We start from the raw sequence: 4772 nt of genomic DNA on the forward strand, positions 1-4772 counted from the left end.
CCTGTAGCCTGTTCCAGATATAAGTCTCGTGCCCCATCAACTGTTGAAACAATTTTTCCTATTTTTTGAGAGAGATCAGTTAATTGATTAAGATCGTCCCCAAAGATTTTAATACCTATATCCTGTCTTACACCTGATATAAGCTCGTTAGAACGTAATTGGATGGGTTGCGAAAACCCAAAACTAACACCTGGTACATCTTCCAGGGCTTCGCCCATTAATTCTGCCAGCTCTTCACGGTCATGTGTCGTTGTCCAGTCTTTCTTATCTTTTAGTATTACCGTCAGATCCGTGGCCTCCATTGGCATTGGGTCTGTGGGGATCTCGGCAGCGCCTATTTTTCCAATTACCTCCTTCACTTCCGGAAATCGTTCTACTAAGATTTTAGATGCCTGATTTATCTTATCAATAGATTGGCTAAGAGAACTGCCGGTGAGCAATCTTGTTTCGACTGCAAAATCGCCTTCTTCCAATGTGGGGATAAATTCGCCTCCCATGCGGGTAAATACGAAAATACTAACTGCCAGCAATGCTACGGATGAGATAATAACGAGCTTACGTTTACGTAATGCAGCATGTATCATTGGACTATATTTCCTTTGAAAGAAATCCATCATCCGATCAGAGAAATTCTTTTTATGAGAGATGTTTTTACTAAGAAACAGCGACGATACCATAGGAACGTAAGTCAGGGAAAGGATAAACGCACCCAGGATAGCAAAGGATACTGTTTGCGCCATCGGGCCGAACATTTTCCCTTCAATACCGACCAGAGCAAGGATTGGCAGGTAAACAATTAAAATAATGATCTGGCCAAACGCTGCAGCACTCATCATTCGCACTGAGGATTTTTCCACCTGTTCATCCATTTCGGATTGAGTGTAGGCCTTGCCAGTTTTATTGCCGGCAAGCTGATGCATTGTCGCTTCCACAATAATAACTGCACCATCGACAATTAAACCAAAGTCTATTGCTCCAAGGCTCATCAGGTTGCCTGATACTCCAAACAAGTTCATCAGAGAAATCGCGAAAAGCATGGCCAGTGGGATTACTGAGGCCACGACCAGTCCCGCCCTGAAATTGCCCAGGAACAATACCAATACGAAAATAACGATCAAAGCGCCCTCAATCAGGTTTGTCGCAACAGTTCCCATTGCCCTATCCACTAAAGCACTCCGGTCAAGAAAGGGCTCCATAGTTACTCCTTCCGGCAGTGTTTGCGTAATGCGTTCTATTTTTGCCTTCACCTGCTTAACTACATTATTGGCGTTAGCACCTTTCAGCATCATTACGATGCCTCCAACAGCTTCTCCCTGGCTTTTTGCAGTAGCACGTGTAAGGGCACCGTAACGGATAGAGTTACCAATCTGAACGGTAGCAATATCCCGGATTAATACAGGAATGCCGTTAGTATTGTTCTTAACAACGATCTTATTGATATCATCAAGACCGCCAACTAATCCCTCGCTTCGTATAAAGTAAGCATTGGGCTTTTTATCGATATAAGCGCCTCCTGTATTTTGGTTATTCTGTTCCAGAGAATTAAAAACATCACTGATACTTAAATTAAAACTTCTCAGTTTATCAGGATCTAAAGCAATCTCGTATTGCTTTAACAAACCGCCAAAGCTATTCACTTCTGCAATGCCGGGTGTGCCTAAAAGCTGTTTACGTACGATCCAGTCCTGTATACTTCGTAATTCACGGGCGTCAAATTTCTTTTCAAAGCCAGGTTTTGCATGAATTACATACTGGTATATCTCACCCAATCCGGTAGATATTGGCGATATTTCGGGGTTGCCCAGATCCCCTGGTATATTGTTCTTTGCTTCGGCCAATTTTTCATTAACCTGTTGCCGGGCCCAATAAATATCTACATCATCATTAAATACGATAGTAACTACAGAAAGGCCAAACCGCGAAAGAGAACGAACCTGCTCAATTTCTGGTATGGTAGACATGGTTTGCTCTACCGGATAAGATATTAAACGCTCCACTTCCTGGGTGGCCAGAGAAGGACTCAATGTAATAACCTGTACCTGGTTATTCGTTATATCGGGTACGGCGTCTATCGGTAACTGTCTTAAGGAGTATACTCCCCAAGCAATCAGCGCAAATGTGAACAAGCCTATAACCAGCTTGTTTTGTATAGAAAACTGAATGATTTTTTTCAGCATTGAATTTAAATTAGGTTGTAATTAAAAAAAATAAATATGCGATCAAATCATTCCAAGAGGATTGATCAGAACACAATAATTCAATAATTTTTATTAACCTAATCTAGGCGGCTGCCAAACTGCAACAGAGGTGGAAGTTGCTTTTCCTAATGCATTGTTAGGGTACTCTAAGCTTATTTGTAAGGGAATATCTATGGAAAATATTACATTTTTCATAACTGATGGAGCGTTGCAGCAGGCGCAAACACAAAACGGAGAACAGGCATCCAAACCACGCTCATTGTGATTTTTCGGAGTAGAAGTTTCTGTGTACTCAGTTTTAATTATGGAAGTTTGTTTGTATGAAACAGCATCTGCGCAGGGCACAAGGCTCACCAGCATTACGATTGTACATACGATCCGACTCCAGAATTTCACTTTTGATAATTTCGTCAAAGATATGAACAATCAATTAGTATATCAGTTTTTTTTATTTAAGAAATATTTACGGCCTGCATAGTAGCATAAAAAGAAGGACTACCATTAAACAGTATATTTAGTTTCCTGTTGACTATAATATTGAGTTAAAAAAAAGAAAATGTCAAAAATCCTCACCATAACCATTAATCCCGCTGTTGATTGCAGCACCAATATCGAGAAACTAATACCTGAGCAAAAGCTTCAATGCGCCCAACCAAAATATGAACCTGGTGGCGGAGGTATTAATGTTTCCAGAGGACTTAAGCGCTTGGGAAGTGCTTCAACTGCATTATTTCCTAAGGGTGGGTTTACAGGAGATCTCCTGATTAGTCTTTTGAACGAGGAGAAAATTTCTTACGAACCGATTGACACCAGGAGTGAAACCCGGCAGAATTTTATTGTTGTGGAGTCATCATCTAACCAGCAATTTCGCTTCGGAATGCCCGGAACAAAGATATCTCCTCAAGAGACCCAACTTATTCTTACAGCGATAGAAAAATTATCCGGCAAAATGGACTATATCGTTGCCAGCGGGAGTCTTCCTCCAGGCATCAATTCTGATTTCTATGCTAAAATTTCCAGAATTGCAAAAAAAACAGGCAATCGTTTTATTGCTGACACCTCGGGGGAAGCGCTCAGCCAAGTGGCTGAAGAAGGTGCCTATCTTCTTAAGCCAAATTTAAGAGAGCTTAGTCTGATTTCGGAGAAAGAAACATTGGATGATACCTTAATTGATGAGTCTGCAAGAGCATTGATTGGCAAGGGCAAGTGTGAAGTCATCGTGGTTTCGATGGGAGCCCAGGGTGCATATCTTGTGACAAATACCATCGCAGAACAGGTACAAGCTCCCACCGTCAGAAAATTAAGTACAGTCGGGGCTGGAGATAGTATGGTAGCAGGTATGGTACACTCCTTATCGAATGGTAAGAGTCTGCAAGAAATGGTCCGTATGGGCATAGCCTGTGGAACCGCTGCTACAATGAATCCAGGAACTGAACTCTTTAAGATGGATGATGCAGAAAAGCTTTATAAATGGCTAACCAGGAAAACTCAAAAAGCAATTTCCTAATCGAAAATGAAAGCAGAAGTTGAAAACATCCTAATCTCAAAAGAGATTAATCCAACACCAAACCGAATGTTGGTGCTAAACTTTATGCTGGATCAGCAAGCTGCAACAAGTTTAAGTGATATAGAAAGAGAATTAACTCCCATTGATCGAGTTAGTGTATACCGAACTCTGAAGACATTCCAGGAAAAGGGCTTGGTACATTCGATCGAAGATGGCACCGGAGTTCCGAAATATGCCATGTGTGCAGAAGAGTGTGATTCGCAAGCGCATCAGGATCTTCATCCACATTTTTACTGTAGTTCGTGTAGAGAAACGTTTTGTCTGCCTGCTACAACGATTCCAACAATGAAGCTGCCGGAGAGCTTCAGGGCCGAGGAAGTCGACTTAATCATCAAAGGATTATGTAATAAATGCAATTCCATTGCATAGGGTACTGACTTATCTTTGTAATAAATAATAGTTAACGATGGAATTCCTGACGATTAAGCATCCTCGAAAATTGTCGGCAAAAAGTAATATCAGGCAGTAAACAATAAGTTCAGGGCTGAAAATTCGTTATATGATTGTTAAAAAAACAAGAAAACTATGAGAAAAGGATGGAAATTGAGCAGCTTGATAGTAATTGTATTACTTACACTTGTAACCTTGAGTTTTAAAAACACCGTTAGTAAAGAGAGTGGTAGTGCTGCAGGTAAAAAAGTCATAGTCAAGTCCGTTGATAGTGCAACTATATCACCAAGGGAAATTTTCAACGAATATGTCTTATCTGTCTATAATAGGTCAGGTTTGGCTGCCTCAGGCCTGGATTATCAGGTGTTCCTTAAAGGGATGACAGGATACCATAACTTAAAAGATTTAAATGTGCTTCCCGGAACAAAAGAGATACTCTCAGTTGTAGATTTTTCTAAACCCAGCACTGAAAAAAGATTATGGGTTATTGATTTGAAAGCCCAGAAAGTTTTATTTAACACATTTGTCGCCCACGGACAAGGAAGTGGGGAAGCTGTTGCAAAAAAGTTTTCCAATGTGATAAATTCATTTCAAAGCAGCGTCGGATTTTATAGCAC

General features: G+C 40.7%; 4 protein-coding genes. 3 read left to right on the forward strand and 1 reads right to left on the reverse strand.

What is annotated here, in order from left to right:
* The coding region (locus tag WBJ10_RS13855; protein WP_424291289.1) for an efflux RND transporter permease subunit at window positions 1–2177 on the reverse strand (2177 nt) is incomplete at its 3' end.
* A gap of 577 nt (window positions 2178–2754) precedes the next feature.
* Here WBJ10_RS13855 and WBJ10_RS13860 point away from each other — a divergent pair.
* The 3 genes from WBJ10_RS13860 to WBJ10_RS13870 all read left to right on the forward strand — a co-directional run.
* Entirely contained in the window at window positions 2755–3705 is a 951-nt protein-coding gene (locus WBJ10_RS13860) for a 1-phosphofructokinase family hexose kinase (protein WP_276348928.1), read from the forward strand.
* Between the two features lie 6 nt (window positions 3706–3711).
* The gene (locus tag WBJ10_RS13865; protein ID WP_276348927.1) at window positions 3712–4134 is read left to right on the forward strand and encodes a Fur family transcriptional regulator; all 423 of its coding nucleotides are present in this window, start codon (window positions 3712–3714) and stop codon (window positions 4132–4134) included.
* Between the two features lie 156 nt (window positions 4135–4290).
* The coding region (locus WBJ10_RS13870) for a murein L,D-transpeptidase catalytic domain-containing protein (protein ID WP_424291292.1) at window positions 4291–4772 on the forward strand (482 nt) is incomplete at its 3' end.

The sequence above is a fragment of the Daejeonella sp. genome, from assembly GCF_049655485.1.
Classification (GTDB): domain Bacteria; phylum Bacteroidota; class Bacteroidia; order Sphingobacteriales; family Sphingobacteriaceae; genus Daejeonella.

Excerpts from the sequence above, each read along its gene's own strand:
- WBJ10_RS13865 (WP_276348927.1), top strand. The coding sequence starts at position 3,712 with ATGAAAGCAGAAGTTGAAAACATCCTAATCTCAAAAGAGATTAATCCA.
- WBJ10_RS13860 (WP_276348928.1), top strand. The coding sequence starts at position 2,755 with ATGTCAAAAATCCTCACCATAACCATTAATCCCGCTGTTGATTGCAGC.